The 23,277-nt window shown below is 39.5% G+C and carries 26 protein-coding genes; all 26 read right to left on the bottom strand.

From position 1 onward, the window contains the following. Complete coding sequence (dxr, locus tag ACXAEO_RS05235) at positions 1 to 1,155, bottom strand: 1-deoxy-D-xylulose-5-phosphate reductoisomerase (protein ID WP_474878800.1); 1,155 nt, start codon at positions 1,153 to 1,155, stop codon at positions 1 to 3. 32 nt (positions 1,156 to 1,187) lie between these two features. Next, positions 1,188 to 1,976, bottom strand: coding sequence for a phosphatidate cytidylyltransferase (locus tag ACXAEO_RS05230; protein WP_474878798.1), 789 nt, complete (start codon positions 1,974 to 1,976; stop codon positions 1,188 to 1,190). A gap of 125 nt (positions 1,977 to 2,101) precedes the next feature. Beyond that, complete coding sequence (locus tag ACXAEO_RS05225) at positions 2,102 to 2,884, bottom strand: isoprenyl transferase (RefSeq protein ID WP_474878795.1); 783 nt, start codon at positions 2,882 to 2,884, stop codon at positions 2,102 to 2,104. Between the two features lie 184 nt (positions 2,885 to 3,068). Next, positions 3,069 to 3,626 (bottom strand): ribosome recycling factor, encoded by a 558-nt coding sequence (gene frr / locus ACXAEO_RS05220; RefSeq protein WP_474878793.1) that lies wholly within the window; start codon positions 3,624 to 3,626, stop codon positions 3,069 to 3,071. A 2-nt stretch (positions 3,627 to 3,628) separates the two neighbouring features. Beyond that, complete coding sequence (gene pyrH / locus ACXAEO_RS05215) at positions 3,629 to 4,351, bottom strand: UMP kinase (RefSeq protein ID WP_474878790.1); 723 nt, start codon at positions 4,349 to 4,351, stop codon at positions 3,629 to 3,631. Between the two features lie 102 nt (positions 4,352 to 4,453). Continuing rightward, positions 4,454 to 5,335, bottom strand: coding sequence for a translation elongation factor Ts (gene tsf / locus ACXAEO_RS05210; RefSeq protein ID WP_474878789.1), 882 nt, complete (start codon positions 5,333 to 5,335; stop codon positions 4,454 to 4,456). Positions 5,336 to 5,431: 96 nt separating this feature from the next. Next, positions 5,432 to 6,160, bottom strand: coding sequence for a 30S ribosomal protein S2 (rpsB, locus tag ACXAEO_RS05205; RefSeq protein WP_474878787.1), 729 nt, complete (start codon positions 6,158 to 6,160; stop codon positions 5,432 to 5,434). 155 nt (positions 6,161 to 6,315) lie between these two features. Beyond that, entirely contained in the window at positions 6,316 to 6,852 is a 537-nt protein-coding gene (locus ACXAEO_RS05200) for a hypothetical protein (RefSeq protein ID WP_474878785.1), read from the bottom strand. Between the two features lie 20 nt (positions 6,853 to 6,872). Then, complete coding sequence (locus tag ACXAEO_RS05195; RefSeq protein WP_474878783.1) at positions 6,873 to 7,637, bottom strand: FliA/WhiG family RNA polymerase sigma factor; 765 nt, start codon at positions 7,635 to 7,637, stop codon at positions 6,873 to 6,875. A 75-nt stretch (positions 7,638 to 7,712) separates the two neighbouring features. Further along, on the bottom strand, positions 7,713 to 8,207 hold the full coding sequence (locus tag ACXAEO_RS05190) for a chemotaxis protein CheD (RefSeq protein ID WP_474878781.1): 495 nt from the start codon (positions 8,205 to 8,207) through the stop codon (positions 7,713 to 7,715). After that, the gene (locus ACXAEO_RS05185) at positions 8,200 to 8,838 is read right to left on the bottom strand and encodes a chemotaxis protein CheC (protein ID WP_474878779.1); all 639 of its coding nucleotides are present in this window, start codon (positions 8,836 to 8,838) and stop codon (positions 8,200 to 8,202) included. The genes ACXAEO_RS05190 and ACXAEO_RS05185 overlap by 8 nt, the downstream gene beginning before the upstream one ends. A 21-nt stretch (positions 8,839 to 8,859) precedes the next feature. Further along, positions 8,860 to 9,294, bottom strand: coding sequence for a chemotaxis protein CheW (locus ACXAEO_RS05180; RefSeq protein WP_474878777.1), 435 nt, complete (start codon positions 9,292 to 9,294; stop codon positions 8,860 to 8,862). Between the two features lie 24 nt (positions 9,295 to 9,318). After that, positions 9,319 to 11,361 carry a chemotaxis protein CheW gene (locus tag ACXAEO_RS05175; protein WP_474878775.1) on the bottom strand — a complete coding sequence of 681 codons (2,043 nt, stop codon included), beginning with the start codon at positions 11,359 to 11,361 and terminating at the stop codon, positions 9,319 to 9,321. 15 nt (positions 11,362 to 11,376) lie between these two features. Beyond that, positions 11,377 to 12,435: a protein-glutamate methylesterase/protein-glutamine glutaminase gene (locus tag ACXAEO_RS05170; RefSeq protein ID WP_474883977.1), complete on the bottom strand. Its 1,059-nt coding sequence runs from the start codon at positions 12,433 to 12,435 to the stop codon at positions 11,377 to 11,379. 54 nt (positions 12,436 to 12,489) lie between these two features. Next, the gene (locus ACXAEO_RS05165) at positions 12,490 to 13,359 is read right to left on the bottom strand and encodes a MinD/ParA family protein (protein ID WP_474878773.1); all 870 of its coding nucleotides are present in this window, start codon (positions 13,357 to 13,359) and stop codon (positions 12,490 to 12,492) included. Between the two features lies 1 nt (position 13,360). Beyond that, the gene (gene flhF / locus ACXAEO_RS05160) at positions 13,361 to 14,494 is read right to left on the bottom strand and encodes a flagellar biosynthesis protein FlhF (RefSeq protein ID WP_474878770.1); all 1,134 of its coding nucleotides are present in this window, start codon (positions 14,492 to 14,494) and stop codon (positions 13,361 to 13,363) included. Then, on the bottom strand, positions 14,491 to 16,530 hold the full coding sequence (flhA, locus tag ACXAEO_RS05155; protein ID WP_474878768.1) for a flagellar biosynthesis protein FlhA: 2,040 nt from the start codon (positions 16,528 to 16,530) through the stop codon (positions 14,491 to 14,493). Before flhA ends, flhF begins: the two co-directional genes overlap by 4 nt. Before the next feature lie 101 nt (positions 16,531 to 16,631). Continuing rightward, complete coding sequence (gene flhB / locus ACXAEO_RS05150) at positions 16,632 to 17,708, bottom strand: flagellar biosynthesis protein FlhB (protein WP_474878766.1); 1,077 nt, start codon at positions 17,706 to 17,708, stop codon at positions 16,632 to 16,634. An 8-nt stretch (positions 17,709 to 17,716) separates the two neighbouring features. Then, entirely contained in the window at positions 17,717 to 18,490 is a 774-nt protein-coding gene (gene fliR, locus ACXAEO_RS05145; protein WP_474878763.1) for a flagellar biosynthetic protein FliR, read from the bottom strand. A 2-nt stretch (positions 18,491 to 18,492) separates the two neighbouring features. Next, positions 18,493 to 18,762 (bottom strand): flagellar biosynthesis protein FliQ, encoded by a 270-nt coding sequence (gene fliQ, locus ACXAEO_RS05140; RefSeq protein ID WP_474878760.1) that lies wholly within the window; start codon positions 18,760 to 18,762, stop codon positions 18,493 to 18,495. 9 nt (positions 18,763 to 18,771) lie between these two features. Then, the gene (fliP, locus tag ACXAEO_RS05135) at positions 18,772 to 19,440 is read right to left on the bottom strand and encodes a flagellar type III secretion system pore protein FliP (protein ID WP_474878757.1); all 669 of its coding nucleotides are present in this window, start codon (positions 19,438 to 19,440) and stop codon (positions 18,772 to 18,774) included. Continuing rightward, positions 19,433 to 20,104: a flagellar biosynthetic protein FliO gene (locus tag ACXAEO_RS05130; protein WP_474878755.1), complete on the bottom strand. Its 672-nt coding sequence runs from the start codon at positions 20,102 to 20,104 to the stop codon at positions 19,433 to 19,435. The genes fliP and ACXAEO_RS05130 overlap by 8 nt, the downstream gene beginning before the upstream one ends. A gap of 118 nt (positions 20,105 to 20,222) precedes the next feature. Continuing rightward, positions 20,223 to 20,585, bottom strand: a complete 363-nt coding sequence (locus tag ACXAEO_RS05125) for a response regulator (RefSeq protein WP_078413260.1) — start codon at positions 20,583 to 20,585, stop codon at positions 20,223 to 20,225. A 26-nt stretch (positions 20,586 to 20,611) separates the two neighbouring features. After that, on the bottom strand, positions 20,612 to 21,829 hold the full coding sequence (gene fliY, locus ACXAEO_RS05120) for a flagellar motor switch phosphatase FliY (protein ID WP_474878750.1): 1,218 nt from the start codon (positions 21,827 to 21,829) through the stop codon (positions 20,612 to 20,614). Next, positions 21,819 to 22,817 (bottom strand): flagellar motor switch protein FliM, encoded by a 999-nt coding sequence (fliM, locus tag ACXAEO_RS05115; protein ID WP_474878748.1) that lies wholly within the window; start codon positions 22,815 to 22,817, stop codon positions 21,819 to 21,821. The genes fliY and fliM overlap by 11 nt, the downstream gene beginning before the upstream one ends. 30 nt (positions 22,818 to 22,847) lie before the next feature. Further along, positions 22,848 to 23,276, bottom strand: coding sequence for a flagellar basal body-associated protein FliL (fliL, locus tag ACXAEO_RS05110; RefSeq protein ID WP_474878746.1), 429 nt, complete (start codon positions 23,274 to 23,276; stop codon positions 22,848 to 22,850). Position 23,277: the final 1 nt, after the last annotated feature.

Raw genomic sequence — 23,277 nt, 5'->3', positions numbered from 1 at the left:
TTACCCCCTTTTTGAGATTAAAGACTTAACAAAAGTCCTTGTGTTTGAATCTACCTCTTTAATTGTATCAAGGCAAGGATTTTGAATAGTAGCATGTAATTCCATTGCCTGCTGCAATACATCTTCAATCTGTAAGAACGTCAATTTCCCTTTTAAAAACGCATCTACCGCTTCTTCATTCGCTGCATTTAAAACGGCTGGCATCGTTCCGCCTTCTTTTCCCGCTTCAAAGGCAAATCTTAAACAACGGAACCGCTCAAAATCCATTTTTGTAAAATGGAGCGTACCTACTTCCCACAAATTCAACCGTTTTGTTTCAGGAAGAATAATCCGATCAGGATACGTGAGAGCATATTGAATCGGCACTCTCATATCAGGTGTTCCGAGTTGGGCGATGACACTAGTGTCTTGAAACTCCACCATTGAATGAATAATACTTTCCTTATGCAAGACAACATCAATCTTTTCATATGGCATGTTAAACAACCAATGTGCTTCGATAACTTCTAACCCTTTATTCATCATAGTAGCTGAATCAATAGTAATTTTAGCTCCCATTGACCAATTTGGATGATTTAAAGCTTGTGAGACTGTTACTCCTTCAAGTTCTTCCCTGGTTTTATCACGAAAGCTCCCGCCGGAAGCAGTCAGAATTAAACGCTCAATCGTTTGTTCCTGCTCTCCTTGCAAACATTGATAAATGGCGGAATGCTCACTATCGACAGGTAAAATAGAAACACCATATTTAGAGGCTTCTTCCATCACGATATGCCCTGCCGTAACAAGCGTTTCTTTGTTTGCCAAAGCAATCGTTTTTCCAAGTTGAATTGCTTTAAGTGTCGGCAGTAATCCTACACTTCCCACAACCGCTGTGACGACTACTTCTGCATCAGGGTGCGCCGCCACTTCTACAAGTCCTTCTTCTCCATATACAAAACTAATATGGTCAAACTCTAACTTTAATGCATCACAGTCTTCTTTTTTTAAGACTGAGACCAGTTTAGGAGAAAATTCACGAATAATCTTTTTGGCTTCTTCCATGTTTCGTCCTGCTGACATGGATACGAGTCGAAACCTTTCAGGATTCAGCCGGATGACATCCAATGTTTGTCGGCCAATTGAACCGGTAGCTCCCAATAATGCAATATGCTTCAATCTGTTTCACTCCCATTTGCCCGTAACAAGCTTTACAAAATTGTTAAAAAATGCAGAATCGGCAATACAAAAAGTAAACTGTCAAAACGATCTAAAATACCACCATGTCCCGGAAGGATTTTCCCGGAATCTTTAACACCATAATGACGCTTAAAAGCAGATTCCACGAGATCCCCAACTTGTCCAAATACCGACAATACAACCGCGATAATGAGCAACTCTAGCATTGATTGTTCGACTGGAGCCACAAGCTGAAAAATGATGGCAACGATAATTGCACATACAACCCCGCCGGCGGAGCCTTCTACAGTCTTATTCGGACTAATTTCCGGCCACAGTTTGTTTTTCCCTATTGCTCGTCCAATAAAATACGCTCCTGAATCCGTCGCCCAAATAATAAACAAGGCAAAAAATACGTAGGCTAAGCCATTTTCCCGTATCTCAATAAAATAGTAAAAGCCCATCCCAACGTAGATAGTAGCCAACATTACAAAGGCTGCATCATCAAACGTAAATTTATTTTTAATTAACACTGTATACGTTAAAAGAAACAAAACAGCAAATAAAGCAGTTTCTACTTTATAATCACTGAACATTGTGAAAAACGAATCAGATTTCCTGGGAATTAAAAACACCCATAAAAGAAGAATACTTAACAAACTTGGAATCGAAAGCAATTCAATCTTCTTCATTTTTAGCAATTCGAGTACCCCTACTGTTGCTAAAAGGTACACGAGAAGGTTAAAAGGTACACCACCATAAAAAACAATGGGTAAAAAGACGGCTGCCGCTAAGACACCTGTAATAATTCGTTGTTTCATTTTCTGCTCAACATCCTTTTATACTCGCTCCAAAAGAAGAGGGGGCACATTCGTTCACCCCCTTCCCTCAAAGCATTATGAGATCAACTAGCCATCATAAACGATTTTCTAGATGGAAGTTTCCTTTACACACCACCGAAACGTCGTCCTCGATGCTGGAAGTCTTCAATCGCTTCCACAAAATCTTGTTCCGTGAAGTCTGGCCATAATGTATCGGTAAACCAAAATTCTGTATATGCGAGCTGCCACAGCATAAAGTTGCTCAATCGCAATTCCCCGCTTGTACGGATTAACAAATCCGGATCCGGTAGGTCACTGCTCATTAAGTAAGAAGAAATTAGCTTTTCATTGATGTCTTCAAGCTCAAACTGATTTTGCTTATAGTCGCTCGCCAAACGCTTAACGCCTTCCATTATTTCCGACCGGCTTCCGTAATTTAAAGCAAAGTTTAAAACTAACCCTGTGTTGTTCTTCGTTTCATTGACGGCTTTCTCCACCGCTCGAATTGTATGCGGTGGCAGTTCATCCGTTTGACCCATGATTCGAACTTGAACATTTTCTTCAACAAGCTCTGGCAAAAATGTTCCTAAAAACTCCTCGGGAAGCTTCATCAGAAATTCCACCTCAATTTTAGGTCTTTTCCAGTTTTCGGTAGAAAAGGCATATAACGTTAATGCTTTAACGCCTAATTCATTGGCAGTTTTCGTGATGGTGCGAACAACCTTCATTCCCTCATGATGCCCAACCATTCGAGGCAAGGAACGTTTTTGGGCCCAGCGCCCATTGCCGTCCATAATAATAGCGATGTGGCTTGGAACTTCATACTTAAGCAATTCCTCTTTTCTGTCGCTCAAAGGCCTTTCATCTTTCTTTTCTTCTTTCTTCCAACGTTGAAATTTTTTTAGCATGTAAAGGTCCCCCGTTACGCAACTATCTTAAATTCAGAAGGTGTCCCTTATAGGAAGTACCTTCACCATGATAGTCTCAGAAGATAGCCTATTGCCTCTTCTTTCCTCTTCTTAACATTATTAACAAAAAAACCCCCTGTAAACAAGAGAGGGTCTTTTACATCATATTTTACAGTGAAAAGGATTAAACTTCCATGATTTCTTTTTCTTTATCTTTTGTCACACTGTCAATTTTCGCAATGTGCTCATCTGTCAATTTTTGTACATCTTCATTGTAGCCTTTAAGAGCATCTTCTGTAATTTCACCGTTCTTTTCAAGCTTTTTAAGCTCATCGTTTGCATCACGACGAACGTTACGAACGGCTACTTTCGCATCTTCAGAATATTTTTTAACTAATTTTACAAGCTCACGGCGGCGCTCTTCTGTTAAAGCTGGAATCGCAATGCGGATGAGTGTCCCGTCATTAGTTGGATTTAAACCTAAATCTGATTTTAAAATGGCTTTTTCTACTTCTGCTACTTGTGTTTTGTCATATGGTTGAATAACAAGTAAACGAGCTTCCGGTACGCTTACAGAAGCTAATTGGTTAATTGGAGTTGGTGCACCATAATAATCAACCGTGATTTTATCAAGCAAAGATGCACTTGCACGCCCAGCACGAACTGACGCTAATTCGCGTGTATATGCTTGGATTGCTTTATCCATTCTTTCTTTTGTATTTTGTAATACTTCGTTTGCCATTATTATTTCCCCCTTACAATCGTTCCAATATTTTCGCCTAAAACGACGCGTTTAATATTTCCTTCTTCCATAATAGAAAATACAACTAAAGGAATATCATTGTCCATGCATAAAGAAGATGCTGTAGAATCCATAACAGCCAATCCTTCTTTTAGCACATCAATGTATGACAATGTTTCATATTTCACAGCATCCGGTACTTTCGCCGGATCAGCATTATACACACCGTCTACATTGTTTTTCGCCATTAAAATGACCTCAGCTTCAATTTCAGCTGCACGAAGCGCAGCCGTTGTATCTGTCGAGAAATATGGATTTCCTGTTCCAGCTGCAAAAATGACGACGCGTTTTTTCTCCAGATGACGAATCGCTTTTCGTCTTATGTACGGCTCTGCTACTTGACGCATTTCAATTGAGGTTTGAACACGTGATTCTACTCCGAAATTTTCTAAGCTGTCTTGAAGAGCTAATGAGTTCATGACTGTTGCCAACATGCCCATATAATCAGCTGTTGCACGATCCATTCCCATTTCACTGCCGATTTTCCCACGCCAAATATTGCCGCCACCGACTACGACTGCTACTTCAACACCTAGCTCATGAATTTCTTTCACTTGCTTTGCAACTGATTTAATAATTTCTGGATTAATCCCGAAACCTTGTTTTCCTGCCAGCGCTTCTCCGCTAAGCTTTAAAACAACTCGCTGATATTTAGCATTACTCATGAATAAACCTCCATCGTCATGAATGCACAATGCATCTTTTTCCAAAAACAGGGAACACATGGTCATACATTGTGTTCCCTGTTGTATTTAACTATTGTAGTCTTACTTTTTAACTTGGCTCATAACTTCTTCAGCAAAGTTATCTTGGCGTTTTTCCATACCTTCGCCTACTTCATAACGAACGAAAGTTTTAACAGTTGCACCTTTTGATTCAACAAATTGACGTACTTTTTGATCTGGGTTTTTAACGAAAGCTTGGTCTAATAAGCAAATGTCTTCGAAGAATTTGCTTAAACGGCCTTCTACCATTTTTGCAACGATGTTTTCAGGTTTACCTTCGTTTAGAGCTTGTTGAGTTAATACTTCGCGCTCACGCTCTGCTTCTTCAGCTGAAACTTGGTCACGGGAAACATATTTAGGGTTAATAGCAGCAGCATGCATCGCTACGTCTTTTGCAGCAGCTTCATCTGTAGTACCTTCTAATACTGTTAATACAGCGATACGTCCGCCCATGTGTAAGTAAGCACCAAATGCATCTGCATCTGTTTTAGAGATGATTTCAAAACGGCGAAGTGATAATTTCTCACCGATTTTTGCAATTGCATTGTTAATGTGCTCTTCAACTGAAGAACCATTGTCCATTTTTTGAGCTAACGCTTCTTCAACAGTTGCAGGTTTGTTAGCTAGAAGGTGTGCACCTAACTCTTTTGTTAATTGAATGAAACCTTCGTTTTTCGCAACAAAATCTGTCTCAGAGTTTACTTCTAAAATAACTGCATCGTTACCAGCAACTTCGATTGCAGCTAAACCTTCAGCAGCAACACGATCCGCTTTTTTAGCAGCTTTTGCGATACCTTTCTCACGAAGATAGTCGATTGCTTTTTCCATATCTCCATTTGTTTCAGTTAATGCTTTTTTGCAGTCCATCATACCAGCGCCAGTTTTTTCGCGTAATTCTTTTACCATTTGTGCAGTAATTGCCATTTTTTCTTCCTCCTTAGTGGAATATGTATATAAAAGTGATGAATCATTTTGAAAAAAGGTGATAAAAGGCTATCCCCTCTTATCACCTTTCGCTCATTAAGCAGTTGTTGTTTCTTTTTCTGTTTCGATTGCAGCTGTTTCTTCACCTTGTTTTGCTTCTAAGATTGCATCAGCAATTTTACCAGTTAAAAGTTTAACAGCACGGATTGCATCATCGTTTGCAGGGATTACATAATCAATTTCATCCGGATCACAGTTTGTATCAACGATACCTACGATAGGAATGTTTAATTTTTTAGCTTCAGCCACCGCAATACGCTCTTTACGAGGGTCGATGATGAATAATGCATCTGGAAGTTGTTTCATATCTTTAATTCCGCCTAAGAACTTCTCAAGACGCTCTAATTCTTTTTTAAGTTGGATAACTTCTTTCTTTGGTAACACTTCGAAAGTACCGTCTTCTTGCATTTTTTCAATGTCTTTTAGACGCTTGATACGCTTTTGGATTGTTTCGAAGTTTGTTAATGTACCACCTAACCAACGTTGGTTTACGAAGTACATACCTGAACGCTCAGCTTCTTCTTTTACAGAATCTTGAGCTTGCTTTTTTGTACCAACAAAAAGCATTGTGCCGCCGTTAGCGCCAAGCTCTCTTACGAAGTTGTATGCTTCTTCTACTTTTTTCACCGTCTTTTGAAGGTCGATGATGTAGATACCGTTACGCTCCGTGAAAATGTATTTCTTCATTTTTGGGTTCCAACGGCGTGTTTGGTGACCGAAGTGAACACCAGCTTCAAGTAATTGTTTCATTGAAATTACTGACATGATTTTTCCTCCTAAAATTGGTTTTGATTATCCTCCGCTCATATCATTTCCAGTCAAGACTGCAAGTTCTGCAGCACCGTTGGCTGAATCCATGAACGTGTGTATTAACACCATGAACAAATATAGCATAATCCGATTTTACAAGCAAGTGAAAATTACAGATTCTTATTGAAAGTGAGCAATAACTCAATTTCTGTTTTCCCTCTATGTAAATATTTAGCTATTTCTTCAGATGTTAAACCTTTTTTTTGCAAAGAAAGCGCCATATTTTTAATTTGTTCTGGATTCAAATCTTTCTCTTGAATCGCCTCTATTTGTTCCTCTTGTGGATGATCCTGTTCTGAAACATCAGCACGATGAGAAGATTTTATTTGAAGCAAATCGTGAAAATCTTGTGCTGATGGAGCGCTCACTTCATTAACAGCAGGAAAAGTTTGAAGAGGGTGGACGCTTTTCGGCTCTTCTCTCTTCACATTCTCTTGTCGCTGTTGTTCAAATCGTTGAATGAATTCATCATTTTGCTCCTTCATCTCGAGCAAATATGCCGAGACCACTTCCTCCATGTCTTTCATCATAGCCGACTGAGTTTGTTCCATTTTTTTCAGCGTACTAAAACGTGTATACAAAAGGACTAGAAGCAAAAGCGCTACCCCATGCAGCAAAAAGCTGACGATTAGTATCCATGCCATCATGATTGTATACCTATTCTTTCTTACATGATTTTCTCTAATACATTTCGCATCTTAAACAATGCCTTGGAATGAATTTGCGAGATGCGGGAAGTAGATAAATTTAATACTTGTCCAATTTCCGTAAATGTTAGTTCTTCTTTATAGAACAACGAAACGACAAGCTGTTCTTTTTCATTGAGCTGTTCAATTACCTTCATGAGCTCTTGATACAGCTCCTCCCGTAAAATGTCTTCTTCAGGAGTCAATACTTTGTCATCTTTTAAAGAAAATGACTGATTTTCCGGTTCTTCTGAATCTTTTGGCTGATCCTCCACAGAAAGAACATTCGCAAAAAAGCCTTCATTCATCGTCTGAACAACTTCTTCCTCAGACAACCCCAGCTCTCCGGCAATCTCCTTTGTCGTCACAGTACGTAAATGCTGCTGTTCAAGCTTCTCTGCAGCCGCTTCAATTTTTTTCGCTTTTTCCCTTGCACTCCTCGATAGCCAATCTTCTTTTCTAAGCCCATCTAGAATTGCCCCACGTATTCGAAAAGACGCATATGTATCAAACTTTAATTCACGTTCATAGTCAAACTTCTCTAAAGCATCATATAATCCAATTAACCCTAGACTTACTAAGTCATCACGATTCACGTTTTTGGGCAATCCGACCGAAATTCGCTGTACATGATAATGAACTAAAGGCATGTATGTTTGGACTAATACATTGCCGGCATGAGAATCACGCGAGTGTATCCATTTTTGCCAATATTGTTGTTCATCAGTCGTTGACATACGTGACATAGATTCTCCCCCTCTCATGCTGACGAATGGTCTCTTATTTTACTTATCCATTATATCAAATGATATTTTTTCAAACTAGAGCTCTTTAATCCCATGATTGACGGTTCGAATTTGGAGAACACCTGTTTTCGGATTAAACTCAATCGTTCGTCCGTTGTTTCCCCCTACATCTTCAGCCTCAAGCGGAATACCATTCTTTTGAAGTTCTTGCTTGACCGCTTCTACATTTCTAGGCCCTATCCTCATGAAATCATTGGATGTGGCGAACTGAAACATTTGAGCCCCGCCAGCAATTTTCGCTCTTAAGTGACGTTTTTGAGCGCCATTTTTTAATAAAAGTGATATTAAAGCATTAATCGCCGTATCTGCATATTTCGCTTCATTTATCATACCCGTTTTCGCCAAATTTGAATCAGGAAGCATCACATGCACTAGTCCCGCTATACCGCTTGGCAAATCATAGATGACGGCTCCTACGCAAGAGCCAAGACCTGATGTCCGAATGAAGTCGGGAGCCTTGGCGATATCCAGTTCTGCAATGCCCACCTTGACCACTTGTGCGCTATACATAATCTGCCACTCCAAGTGCAGAAAAAATGGTCGAAAGTGAATCAGGATCTGGAATCATTAAACAATGCCCTTTAAAAGGCGTCACTTGTCCGCAGTCATCATAAATAACAGTATCAATCATAATGGCTGAATCAGTGGAATGCGACATCTCCGCTAGTCCATTGATAATAACAGCACCCGCCATATCGATAGAAAGTCCAGGAACAGAAGGAATGATTTGTAATTTTGTTAAATCCGATAAAGAAGATAAGTAAGAGCCTGCTAAAATATTCCCTATTTCCCCTAAAGCAGATAGCGATAATTCCGAAAAAGGCGGGGTAAAAAAGGAAATACTCCCATCATTCAGTACCTCGCGAACGAGCGCCCCCGCTTCTTCCAGCGAAAGAATAACAAACATGCTCCCCGATACATCTCCAGTGATTTCTAGAAAAATCGTAGCAACAATATTTTCAATCCCTCCAACAATAGCCATTAAATCGTTAAAGCTAACAATTTGTACATCAGGAACTTTCATATCAATACGCCGATTTAACAATTGAGAAAGGGCAGTAGCAGAATGCCCTGCCCCTATGTTTCCCACTTCTCTTAGTACATCCAAATGCGTTGAATTCAACGGATGGAACAACGTCATTTTTATCCCTTCCATCATTAATTATTCGGTAATTTCACTCATTTCTAATACACGAGGCAAGTTTAGCAAAATGAGCAGACGGCGCTCAATTTTAATAACACCTTTTAAATAATCAGACTCAATCCCACCTACAACTTCAGGAGGAGGTTCAACGGTTGCAGAATCAATGTCAATAACATCGTTGGCCGCATCCACAATTAACCCGACTTCCATATCTTCAAGTGCCACAATAATGATTCGCGTACTTTCATCATCTACTGCCTGTCCTAACTGAAAACGTGTACGCAAATCTAAAATAGGCGTGACAACCCCGCGTAAGTTAATCACTCCTCTTACATAAGGAGCAGTTCTCGGAACCCTTGTAATATGCTGAAGCTTTTCAATTGAACGCACTTCACTAACTGGAATACAATACTCTTCATCGTTCAATTGAAAGACGATTACTTTCATTTCCATATCTCTAATCTCCCTTTCGCTTTTCTATTTGATTAAAGCGTTACAATCCACAATTAAGGCTACTTGTCCGTCTCCCAAAATGGTTGCTCCCGAAATGGCAAAAACATTATTCAAATAAGTTCCTAAAGCTTTTAGAACAACTTCCTGTTGGCCAATAAACGAGTCCACCACAAGACCTGCCATTTTTTCACCTTTGCGTACGATAACAACGGAATGATATGCTTCTTCCTCATCTACAGCACCCGGAACATCAAAAATTTCTTTTAACTGAACCAATGGTACGATTTTCCCTCGGAAATCGATCACTTTTTGGTTATGGGCATGCAAAATATCTGATGTTTTCACAATGGCTGTTTCAATGATTGATGAAAGAGGAATTGCATACTTTTCTTCTCCTACTTCAATCAATAAGACAGAAATAATAGACAGCGTAAGCGGAAGTTGAATAGAGAACACCGACCCGCTTCCCTCCACAGAATCGATGGATACAGATCCACCTAAAGATTCAATTGTATTTTTAACAACATCCAGTCCTACACCTCGTCCAGATACGTCAGAAATTTTATCGGCTGTTGAAAAACCAGACGAGAAAATTAATTCATAAACTTGTTTATCGGAAAGAGATGCGGCTATTTGTTCCGTAATCACTCCATTTTGTATCGCTTTTTTCAATACTTTTTCACGATTGATTCCAGCACCGTCATCTTCAAGATCAATGAAAACATGGTTTCCGCTATGATAAGCTTTTAAACGAATCGTTCCTTCTTCTCTTTTTCCACGGTTGCGTCGAATATCAGGTGTTTCAACACCATGGTCAATTGCATTCCGAAGCAAATGAACGAGAGGATCGCCAATTTCATCAATAACGGTTCGATCCAATTCGGTTTCAGCGCCAACGATTTCAAGATTAATTTGTTTCCCTAAATCTCTCGCAAGCTGACGAACCATGCGTGGAAAACGATTAAATACGGTTTCAACCGGTACCATTCGCATATTTAAAATAATATTTTGCAAGTCTCCGGATATACGCGACATTCTTTCAACTGTTTCATCCAGCTCACTATTGTTTAGTTCTTTTGAAATTTGTTCGAGACGCCCTCTATCAATTACTAGTTCTTCAAATAAATTCATTAAAACGTCTAAACGTTCAATATTAACACGGATGGTCTTTTGAGCATGTTGTTGCTTAGTCTGGCTAGGCTGGTCCGATTTAGCAGCCTCTTGAGTGCTTACAGGAACTTTTTCTGCATGTTGATCCACAATCATGCTTTCTTGTTCAATCTGTTCAGCAGGCTTTGAATGATCGCCTAAATCAATATTTCTTATTTCGACATTCGCAACTTCAGACACTTTTAAAATGCGCTGCTTCACTTCTTCTGCATCACTTTGAGTCACGATTGCTACCGTAAACGTAGAATCGAATTGTTCTTCTTCGAGCTTTTGTGTATCTGGAACAGATTTAATGACCTCTCCAATCTGTTCAATTACTTCAAATACCATGTATACACGAGCGGCTTTTAATAAACAATTGTCATTTAATGTGATTGTTACTTCGTATGGCGAAAACCCTTTTTCCGTCGATTGATTTAAAATTGTTCGTTCAAATTCGTCATATTGAACTGTTAGACCTTCACTCACTTGTTCTTGCAGCTGCACTGCTGGTTCAGGTACAGAAACAGTCGGAGCCTCACCATTTTCAATCATTTTCAATTGAGCGACAACTTCTGTGACATTACGCTTTCCGTCTCCTCCACCTGCGATTGATTCGACCATAGCCTCAAGGTCATCTACTGATTGAAAGACGACGTCCAATACAGTTGTTGTAACAGAAATTTGTTTGTTTCGAATACCATCTAATACATTTTCCATTTGATGGGTAAGACTCGCTAAGTCTTCGTATCCCATTGTGGCAGACATTCCTTTTAATGTATGGGCAGAACGGAAAATTTCATTCACGATGTTTAAATCTTCCGGATTCTTTTCAAGCTCTAATAGCTGATCATTGATGTTTTGAAGATGTTCCTTGCTTTCTTCAATGAACACTTCCAAATATTGTGCCATTTCCATTTGCTTTGCCCCCTATTATATCTGTAAATATTTAGAGATTGTACTTGAAATAGACGTAAGCGGTTGAATGTCATCCACTAAGTTCGTTCCGATGGCCGACTTCGGCATTCCATAAACAATGGACGTTTCTTCAGATTCTGCAATGGCGTACGTGTTGCCACCAGATTTCAACGCTTTAAGACCTGCTGTCCCATCTGTTCCCATCCCAGTTAAAATGACGGCAATTTTTTTATACTCTTTTAACTGACTGATAGAATCAAACAATACATCGACAGAGGGGCGATGTCCTTTTCGCGGTTCTGTTTGATCAAGATGAGCGGTCAGTGCCGTTCCCACTTTTCTAATGACCAAATGATACCCACCAGGCGCTATATAAACGGTGTCTTTTTGCAGAATCTCTCCATCTTCGGCTTCTTTAACGGTTAATTTAGATAAGGAATTCAACCTATTTGATAAAGATTTTGTAAATCCAGGAGGCATGTGCTGTACAACCACAACCGGTGCCTTTAATCCTAAAGGCAGGTGAGATAACACCTCCTGAAGAGCTTTCGGCCCTCCTGTCGACGTTCCAATACAGATAATTTGTTTACCTGGCTTTTCCATCTCTCTCGAAAGCTGCGAAACAGATTGTAGTTCTATTCTACTATTCTTTTCGGCTGGTAAACTAGTATTTTGAAGTAAACTGCCACGTTCATTTTTTATAAATGCACGCAAGTTAGCTTTACTGGCTAAAATCACCTTTTCAATTAGCTGTTCCTTAATTTTGTGTAAATCAAGAGAAATGGCACCTGATGGTTTGGCAATGAAATCGACAGCTCCATATTGCATGGCCGACACCGTATTATAAGCACCTTCATGAGTTGTACTTGACAGCATAACAACAGGAAGCGGCTGTTCTTTCATAATACGCTCCAATGTTTCCAGTCCGTTCATCACCGGCATTTCGACATCTAACGTCATGACGTCTGGTTTAAGGTCGTTTACTTTACTTAATGCCTCTTGCCCGTTTCTCGCTGTACCAACAACTTGCAAACGTGAATCTTCTTTAAGAAAATCCGTAATTAATTTGCGCATAAACGCAGAATCATCTACTATGAGGACTTTTATCTTTTTATTCAAAATAAAATCCTACCTTTCCAAGAAGTGTTTTCTTAGTTTTGCCATAAAACTTAACGGTTTTGATTCAGGCATTCGCTCGAATGTATTTGATGTATATCGATTCACAATGGTCGCAAGCGCTTGGCTAGCACTGCTTCTAGGATCGGACAGCGTAAAAGGAGTTTGCCTAATAACAGCTCGGCTGACAGCTTTGTCATCTGGAATAACCCCAAGTAAATAAGCTTCCTTCTTTAAAAACTGCTGAATGACTCGATTCAGACGTTTGTACACCATTACTCCTTCTTGATCCGTATCGGCTTTATTGACCACAAGTAAATAGGCTGGCAGTACATTGTTCATGCTTAAAAATTTCATAGCCGCATATGCATCCGTAATAGCTGTCGGTTCAGGTGTTGTAACGATGACAATTTCATTAACGGCTCTTAAAAATTGAAGCATCCCTTCCGTCATACCGGCTCCCATGTCGAAGATTACATAATCATAAGCTTCCAGCAACTTGCCCAGTTCACTAATTAACCGCTCCACCTTATCTGTAGACAGTTCAAAAATGGACGTAATGCCTGTCCCTCCAGCGATATATGACAGGTTTTCAGGTCCAGTTTGAACAATTTCATGAATGGATAGCTGCTTGTCAAATATATCGACGAGAGTATGAGAGGTAGAAAGGCCCATTAAAATATCAATATTCCCCATCCCGATATCCATATCACATAGTAACACTTTGTATCCTTTTTGAGACAACTGCAAGGAGAAATTTAACGAAAAATTTGATTTTCCAACTCCCCCTTTGCCGCTCAATACCGAAATGGCTTTCGCTTCTTTTGATTGTCCCGCATATTGAAGTTTCATACGCAAGGACTCTGCCTGGTCTTTCATCATTTCACATTTCTCCAAACATTAAGTTCACGACATCTTCACGTGATACTTCTCTTAAATCATCTGGAACATTTTGGCCGTTAGTCATATAACTAATCCCTTTTTTGTATGTTAATGCCATACTTAATGCCGCTCCATATGTTGACGTTTCATCCATTTTCGTAAAAATGAAAGAATCAACAGGGATATTGGAGAACTGGTCGCAAACGGCCTCCATATCTTTCATTTTCGCTGTTAATGATAAAACGAGGTGTGTATGCATCTTTTCATTAAAAGGAAACATCTCCTTTAAATCAGCTACATACTGCTGTTGACGGTAATTTCGCCCGGCTGTGTCAATCAGAATTAAGTCACAATAAGCTAACGTTTCCAATGCTTTTTCTACATCTTCCCTGCTGTAACAAACTTCGATAGGAACATTTAAAATACTGGCATATGTTTTTAATTGATCAATGGCTGAAATCCGATACGTATCCGTTGTGATGAAAGCTACTTTCTTTTCATGCTTAAGTACACATTGAGCCGCTATTTTAGCTAATGTTGTCGTCTTCCCTACACCCGTTGGACCGACTACGTTAATATATTTTTTCGTAAAATCTATTCCTTGAAACGAATTAATTGACGACAATTGTTGAAGGAACCACACTTTTACCCATTCCTCCATTTTTCTACCTGTCGTATTTCCTTTATTCAAGTAATAGAATTCCAACAAATCAGGCGCCAGCTTATCAATAATCGTTCCGCTTATTTCTTGTTTTTTCAGCAGATTCATTGTTTTTTGCACAACTTCTGGAAAGTTAGCCTCTCTCGAAGGCTTGGAAGCAGCTATATTCTCCATCATTTTCTTCAAATCATGAATCTCCTTAGCCAGCTTCTCTTCTTGTTTCTTCTCAGCCGGTGGTGGGGGAGCAGGTTGATTCATGCTTTTTTCTTCCATTAACGGTTTATGTTTTGTTTTCATAGGTTGCTGAGGATCAATAGCTGCAATCACTTCAATACTCTTTTTACGAAAGAAACCAAACACTCCGCCTGTATGCACGACCCTTGAATTTAAAATAACAGCATCATGCCCAAGCTCTTTTCGAATTTTATTCATAGCTTCCGGCATGGAAGACGCCATATATTTTTTTACTTTCATTCGATATTCACAACTCCTACACTTTGTACTTCCACACTAGACTCCAGCTCATTATAAGATAGAACTGGCACTTGCGGCATGTAGCGTTCAATTAATTGTTTCACATACATCCTTACAGCTGGTGAACATAGGATAATTGGCGTCTGTTCAAGCATAGACAACTGTTCAGCCTGTTGGGCAATGCTTTCAATAATAGCCTGTGATATTTGTGGATCGATGGATAAATAGTTACCATGTTCCGTTTGCTGTACTCCTTCTGCCAGTACTTTTTCAATGCGTCCTGATAAGGTCATCACTTTTAATGGCTCGCCTTCTGTTGCGTACTGATTCGTAATTTGACGTGCAAGACCTTGTCGAACATACTCCGTCAGTAAATCCGTATCAGACGTCATTTTCCCAAAATCCGCTAGTGTCTCAAAAATAACCGGTAAATTGCGAATGGATACTTTTTCTTTCAATAAATTTGCCAATACTTTTTGAACTTCTCCGACTGCCAATGGATTTGGTGTCACCTCTTCTACCAAGATAGGAGAAGCTTCCTTCAAATGGTCAATCAACTGCTTAGTTTCTTGTCGACCGAGAAGCTGATGGGCATTAAGCTTAATAATTTCCGTAATATGTGTTGAAACGACTGAAGGTGGGTCTACAACTGTGTATCCAAACATCTCTGCCTGTTCTTTCACAGATTCACTAATCCATTTTGCCGGCATTCCAAAAGCAGGCTCAATCGTATCAATTCCATCAAGGGAATCATCTTCTATCCCCGGACTGATCGCTAAATAATGATCAAGTAGCAACTCGCCTCTCGCCATTTCGTTTCCTTTAATTTTCAAACGATATTCATTCGGCTGCAACTGAATGTTGTCACGGATTCTCACAACAGGAATGACCATACCTAATTCCAAAGCAAGCTGACGACGAATCATAACAATTCGGTCTAATAAATCTCCACCTTGGTTTGTATCAGCCAACGGGATAAGGCCGTATCCAAATTCGAATTCAATTGGATCAACACTCAACAAATTGACAACACTTTCTGGGCTTTTCATTTCATCTGCCTGCAGTTCTTCTTCCTCTAGCGCAACATCCGAATCCATCGGTTTATTATTTGCACGGGAAATAAAATATCCTCCTACGATTAAGAGAATGGCCAAAGGTAGCGTAATAATGTCATTGATTGGAGTAATCAGGCCTAACATTGCAATTGTTCCACCCGTCACATATAGAGTTGTTGGAAACGAAAATAACTGTCCAGTAATATCTTGACTCAAATTTCCATTTGAGGCTGCCCTTGTTACAATGATCCCTGTTGCCGTTGAAATCATTAAGGCGGGTATTTGACTCACCAAACCATCCCCGATTGTTAACAACATAAACGTTTGTGACGCTTCACCGATAGGCATTCCCATTTGTACCATCCCAATAATAATCCCAAAGATAATATTGATGATCGTAATGATAATCCCTGCAATGGCATCACCCTTTACAAACTTACTCGCTCCATCCATTGCTCCATAAAAATCGGCTTCGCGCTGAATTTTTGTTCGGCGTTCAATGGCCTGTTGCTCTGAAATCATGCCAGCATTCAAATCAGCATCGATACTCATTTGCTTACCAGGCATCGCATCTAACGTAAAACGTGCTGCTACTTCTGATACACGTTCTGACCCTTTCGTAATAACAATAAACTGGATAATAATTAATATTAAGAATACGACAAACCCAACAAGAGGGTTTCCTCCAATAACGAAGTTTCCGAACGTTTCAACAACGCCTCCACCTTCACCCGTTCCTAAGATGGAGCGTGTCGTAGAGACATTCAGCCCGAGACGAAACAATGTTAAAATTAACAATAAAGAAGGAAAAACAGCTAATTCCAACGGTTCTTTCATGTTCATTGATACTAATAAAACTAAAAGGGCAAGAGATATATTGATCATGATTAAAAAGCTAAGCAACCATGTCGGCAGCGGAATAACGAGCATAATGATAATAAGAACAACACCTAAAATAACAGGCAAATCTCTTGCTGACATTTACTATTCTCTCCTTACTTTAAAGAAAAATTGGCTGGTGACATAAAGATAGCTTAACAATTCATATCCACACTAATCAGCCAACAATACATGAACCTTCTTCAAATTTTATTTTTAATTCGGTAGACGTAAGCCAAAATTTCAGCCACCGCTTTAAAGAATTCTTCTGGAATTGGATCTCCGATATTTGTTTGCTCATATAAAGCCCTAGCCAGCGGGCGATTTTCGACCATGACAATATCATGATGTTGTGCAATGCCCTTAATTTTTTGGGCAATAAAATCCACACCGGAAGCCACGACAAACGGTGTATCCATCTTTTCCTCGTCATACTTGAGGGCAATAGCATAATGGGTTGGGTTCGTAATTACGACATCTGCATGCGGAACCTCTTGCATCATTCGCGACATCGCCATTTCACGTTGCTTTTGTTTAATTTTAGATTTAATTTGTGGATCTCCCTCAATGTTTTTATGCTCGTCTTTAATATCTTGTTTAGACATTCGAATATTCTTTTCATAATCATACTTTTGATAAAGATAATCTAATACTGATAAAAAAAGAAGCACAATCGAAGCAGCCACACCCATTTGAAACACAAGCTTCGCTAAAATAACAAGCCCATCCATTAACCCTTTTTGAGCAAGTGTCAACACTTGGCTAAGATTGATCCACAAGATGGCAAATGTCACAAGCCCTACTAAAGTAATTTTTAAAATGGATTTCAGCAATTCCACAAGCGCCCGAGCAGAAAAAATCCGTTTTGCACCGCTGATCGGGTTAATTTTATTTAAACTTGGCTTTAATGTTTCTGTTGAAAATAAAAATCCGATTTGCATATAGTTTGTTGCAACTCCACCTATTAACGCAACCAACATAATAGGTCCAACTGCAACGGCGATCTCTGGAAGCAAATCAAACAAGACAAACATAATATTGGTTTCTGTCACATCAAGCAGCAAATATTGTTCATAACTATGGGTGATAAGATCCATAAATTGCTGTAGCATTGTTTTAGCACCAAACAAAAAATATAAAAAAATAAGCAGAAGTACCAGTGCCGTATTGACATCCTGACTTTTCGCCACCTGCCCTTTTTTACGCGACTCCTGACGTTTTTTTGGTGTCGCCTTTTCTGTTTTTTCCCCGGCGAAAAATTGAAGATTTAAGCGTAGCATGAATAATCTTATCCTCCCAAAATGTTCATTAAGCTTCTCATCGCATACAGCATTTGCTCGAAAATACGCTGAATGACCATAAACATACTTCCCATGACAACAATTAACAGAACAAACGCAATGATGATTTTCACCGGAAAACCGACAACAAAAATGTTCAGCTGCGGAACCGTGCGCGCCATAATCCCAAGCGCCAAATCGACTAAAAAGATAGAGCCTACAATGGGAAGAGACATTTGAACGGCCGTTAAAAACATCGTCGCAAACGTCTGAACAACAAATTGTGCAAAAGGTTCTTGCCCCATCGAAAGAGACAATTCATCAATCGCAATAATACGATAACTATGATAAATTCCTTCAATTAACAGGTGATGACCATCCATCGTTAGAAGAAACAGCAAGGACAAAATATAAAGATATTGTCCAAATAAAGGACTTTGTCCACCTGTTTGCGGATCAATGACATTCGCCATCGCAAACCCCATTTGAAAATCAATTAACCCGCCTGCTATTTGAATGCACATAATGGCTATATAAGCAATGAGACCAAGAGAAAGCCCAACGATACTTTCTTTTAGTACGAGCAGGATAAAGGCGTCATCTATTTCAATCACAGGCAACTCCATTGTGACCATTAAAATGAATGATAAAGCAACAGACAGTCCAATTTTATGGGATGTCGGAATGTTGCGATAGGAAAAAACAGGAACACTCACCATAAAGGATGCGATGCGGACCAAAATTAGCAAAAAGGCGGGAAAATATGAAATGTACTCGTTCATTGTCATCCTATATACTGATGGAGATTGGCCAATATGTCATGGGTGAACGTCAATATTCGTGACAACATCCATGGACCGAAAAAGACAATCCCTAAAAAAACAGCGACAATCTTCGGAACAAAAGCCAATGTTTGTTCTTGAATTTGGGTTGTAGCTTGAAAAATACTAACAATCAACCCAACTCCAAGCGCTAATAATAAAAGCGGTCCGCAAACAATTAAAATCGTATAAATACCTTTTTCTGCTAACGATATAATAAACTCACTACTCATTTTCCTCACCTATTGAAAGCTTAACAACAAGGATTTTACAACTAAATTCCATCCGTCTACTAATACGAACAATAATATTTTAAAAGGCAAGGCAATCATAACAGGGGGAAGCATCATCATCCCCATTGACATGAGCACACTCGCAACAATCATATCGATGACTAGAAATGGAATAAACACCATAAATCCAATTTGAAAAGCCGTTTTCATTTCACTAATCGCAAACGCCGGAACAAGCGCTGACAAAGGAATATCTTTGATGGAGTCCGGTGCTGGTGCATTTGTATATTCTAAAAATAGAGCTAAGTCTTTTTGCCTCGTATGTTTGCTCATAAATTCCTTCATCGGAACAGCAGCCTTCTCGTATGCTTCTTCCAATGTGATTTTCTCATCAAACAACGGTTCAAGTGCTTCTTGATGCACTTGTGAAAAAACAGGTGTCATAATGAAAAATGTTAAAAATAAAGATAGGCCGATAATAACCTGATTCGGAGGCATCTGCTGTGTACCTAACGAAGTCCGAACAAATGATAGAACAATGACAATTCGTGTGAAGCATGTCGTTAAAATTAAGATGCTCGGAGCCAGTGAAAGAACCGTTAATAGTAACAGCAACTTAACAGAAGTAGAGACGTTCGCCGGATCGCTCGTGTTGAAAATTTCCATAAATTCATTCATCGTCTCGGTCGTTCCTTTCCAATTCCTTCATTGCATGTTTCCTTTGCTTAGACATTTCCTGCATCTTCTCTTTTAACATGCTGCTAAAGTCTGCTTGCATACCTGTTGTTCGATTTTTTCTATTCTCAAACAAACTCGGGAAAATGACTTTGAATTCGCCTTGTAAACCATTGGATTGGTCAAATGATTGGAGTAGCTGTTCCTTTTCTTGTTCATCCTGTATCTCTACTAGAAGCTGGACAGAATCCCCCACTCCTACCACTAGAATGCGCTCTCCTATTTTGACAATCTGAATGGAGCGGTTTCCCCCTAAAGGTGTACCGCCTAAATTTTGAACAACACGATTCGCTTGGAAGATTCGGTTGCGTTTATTCAATATTTTTAAGAGCACATACAGCAGTGCGAGAACAAATAAAAAAGCCAAAAACATTTTGGCCATATCCCATGCTGACACGATGCTGGAATCTTGACCATTATCAAGATTCCTTTCCGCTTGGGGCTCGTTTGAATCTTGACATTTTTCAGGCTGTTCCAAACATTCTTCCACAGATAGCGGCGATTGCTCCGCCAACACGACGGTTTGCGGAGCAATCACTAAAATGAATGACAAGATGATGTAGGCAATGATTAATTGTCGCAAAATTTCTGTCACTCTCTTCTTCATAAAATAAAGGAACCTTCCATTGGTAGGGACTTTCTTTTATCCCTTATCTCTTCGATGGTTAGGTAACGCTAGTTTAACAACACACTGAGCAGACCATCACCCAGTAGAGTTGGAAGCTTTATGCCAATGTTTTGGAAATCGCTTCAATGACACGGTCCGCCTGGAAAGGCTTAACGATGAAATCTTTTGCTCCGGCTTGAATAGCATCAATAACCATTGCTTGCTGTCCCATCGCTGAACACATGATGACTTTAGCCGCTGGATTAATCTTTTTAATTTCTTTCAATGCTGTAATTCCATCCATTTCAGGCATTGTGATGTCCATAGTCACTAAATCTGGTTGATGCTCATTATACTTTTCAATTGCCTGCATCCCATCTGCAGCCTCAGCTACAACCTCATAACCATTTTTAGACAAAATATCCTTGATCATCATGCGCATGAACGCTGCATCATCTACAATTAAAATACGTTTTGACATTTTTTATCTTCCTCCTCTGACATACCTTAACGCAATTTATTTATACGGTCTTGTTGACTGACAATATCAGTTACCCGTACTCCAAAATTCTCTTCGATTACCACAACTTCCCCTTTGGCAATCAATTTATTATTTAATAGAATATCAACAGGTTCTCCTGCCAATTTATCTAGTTCAATAATCGACCCAGATGAAAGCTCCAAAATGTCTTTCACCGTTCGTTTCGTTCTTCCAAGCTCAACCGTAACTTGAAGAGGAATATCCAGCAACATATTTAAATTTCTTGTTTCGGTCTCAGGCATTCCTCCGCCATCAAAACTTGAGAAAACGGCTGGCTGTATATCTACAGGGTGTGCCTGCTGGTTAATATGCTGCGGTGCAGCTTGTTGATGCATACCTGGTTGCGGCGCTGGCTGATGATACGATGGCTCAGGTGCCCGTACCGGCTCTGGTCGCGGAGGTTCTTGATAAGCTGTAGGAGCAGGCATACTCGGTGCTACAGGCTCCGGAATGCTCGGTGCTGGTGCCGAGACCGGTTCTGGTGTACTTGTTGTCGGATTGAACAATTCATCTACTAACTGTCTTGCAAACTCTACCGGAAACAATTGCATCAAATTGGAATCAATTAACTCACCAATCTTTAACCGGAACGACACTTTAACTAATACATCATCAGTCGGAATTTTCTCTGTTCCTTCCCCCTCTATAAGATTGAGTAAATCTAAGCTTGGAGGAGAGATGTCAACCTTCTTGTTAAAGACTGTTGACATTGACGTTGCAGCAGATCCCATCATCTGATTCATGGCTTCCTGCACCGCACTCAATTGAATTTCATCCATTAAGCCAGAAGGATTGGCTCCATCACCACCCAACATTAAATCCGCAATAATGGCCGCATCGCTTTGCTTAATGACTAATAAATTGCTTCCTGAAAACCCAATCGTATACTTCACTTCAATGGCAACATAAGGATTAGGAAACTCCTCAGCCAAATTGTTTCTTGGAATGATATCTACACCTGGTGTTGTAATCTCTACCTTTTGGTTCAGCAAAGTCGAAAGCGCAGTGGCAGAACTACCGAAAGAAATATTCCCGATTTCCCCAAGAGCGTCTTTTTCCATTTCTGAAAAGTAATCTTCTACAGGGGGAATATTGTTCTCATTTGAAGTTGAATCATCATCCAATGGGCTTCCTTTTAAAAGCGCATCAATTTCCTCTTGTGAAAGCATGCCATCACTCATCATCGCTGTCCCCCCCTTTAATTTCATCTAAAACTTGTACCGCTAATTTCCTTTTGAGTTTCCCCGGTTGTCCGGTAAATTTCGGCATCGTGCCTACTTTAATCGTCAACGGGTGGTCAATTCCTTGATTCAACCGGATAACATCTCCTACATCTAACATTAAAAATTCATGAACAGAAATATCGGATGAGCCTAATTCTGCTACAACAGGCAGCTCTGCCACGTGAATTTTCTTTTGCAAAAGCTCTAACTCGTAAGGTGCCGGCTCTTTTTTGGCAGACTGCATCCAATAGTGAACAGAAAGTTTTGGTATGATTGGCTCCAGTACGACATGAGGAATACAGATATTGATCATCCCCGTAGCTTCACCAATTTGCGTATTAAACGCAATAACAACAACTGTTTCATTCGGCGAAATAGCTTGTAGAAACTGGGGATTGACTTCAAATTCGGCTAATGACGGATTTACATCAATCATTCCTTCCCATGCTTCCTGGAAGCTGTCTAATGCTCGGTCAAATAAAGCTGTTAATAACTTTGTTTCAATCTCTGTTAAGTTTTCAATTTTATTGAGACTGTCTCCTCTCCCACCTAACACACGGTCCAACATCGCATATGCAATGTTTGGATTAACCTCCATAATGACACGTCCGTCCAGTGGCGGCATTTCAATCACATTTAAAATCGTCATTTTAGGAATGGAGCGAATAAATTCCTCATATGGAATTTGGTCAGCTGAAGCTACAGATACTTGAACAACGGTGCGCAGTCTTGCAGATAAAAATGTTGATAACAATCGGGCAAAATTTTCATGAATTCGAGTTAAGCTTCTAATTTGATCTTTCGAAAAACGTAAAGCTCTTTTAAAATCATAAACCTTCACTTTCCGTTCTTTTTCTTCATTTTTCAACTGTTCCGCATTCATTTCTCCTGTAGACAAAGCCGACAACAAAGCATCAATTTCATTTTGCGATAAAACATCACCAGCCAATACCTTCACCTCCTCAAAGCATATTTATAGTTACTGCAATATTTTGGAGGTTGTATACACTTTTACAACTTTTCCTTCTTGCATAAACTCGTTGATTTTTGTTTTTATGCGTTCTTCTAACTCCATAATGCCTTTTTGTCCTTGGAATTGCTCAGCCTTCATGTCAGATAATTCTTTCACAATGACATCGCGAACTTGGAAGTCTCTCATTTCCAATTCTTCTTTCGCTTTTTTCCCATCCGTTTGAACAGTAAAAGTAATACGGATAAATTCATTGCTAAGTAAATTCGTTGTAATTTCTTCAATGGTGACCGTTGATTCGACCAGTTCTTTTGCACTTGGTTCTGCTGATTCTTCTACGTTAGTAATTTTTAAAATCATAATGACTGCAATAGTCCCAACAAGAGTAAGAGCTAATAAAATGATGAGCATTATGTTAACAAGCTTATTTTTAAACAAG

This window comes from Bacillus sp. ABA4_010 (assembly GCF_056159105.1).
Note: the sequence above shows the minus strand (reverse complement) of the source record. Positions and strands in the feature narration are given on the sequence as shown.